The organism is Streptomyces katrae, from assembly GCF_000966975.1.
Taxonomy (GTDB): domain Bacteria; phylum Actinomycetota; class Actinomycetes; order Streptomycetales; family Streptomycetaceae; genus Streptomyces; species Streptomyces katrae.
Map to the genome: position 1 here is coordinate 1 of NZ_JZWV01001009.1, position 246 is coordinate 246.

The window sequence follows — 246 nt, forward strand, 5'->3', positions numbered from 1 at the left end:
CAGCCCGCTCAGAGATGTGTATAAGAGACAGGTGCGGTGGCGGGCGTAGTAGGCGTTGAACTCGCGGGTCATGTCGTACCAGCCGTCCACGACCGGGCAGGGGCGCGCGGAGCCGGCGGTGTCCCCGCCGTCGGTGGGCGGGCCGGGAGTTCCGGTGTCCTGGTCGGTCGGGGGCTGGGAGGTGCCGGGATCCTCGTCCGTCGGGGGCTGGGAGGTGCCGGGATCCTCGTCCGTCGGGGGCTGAGG

The 246-nt window shown here is 72.4% G+C and carries 1 pseudogene; it reads right to left on the reverse strand.

Features of this window, described 5'->3' with window-relative positions:
- Positions 1–246, reverse strand: a pseudogene (locus VR44_RS31210) (hypothetical protein); the annotation flags it as partial.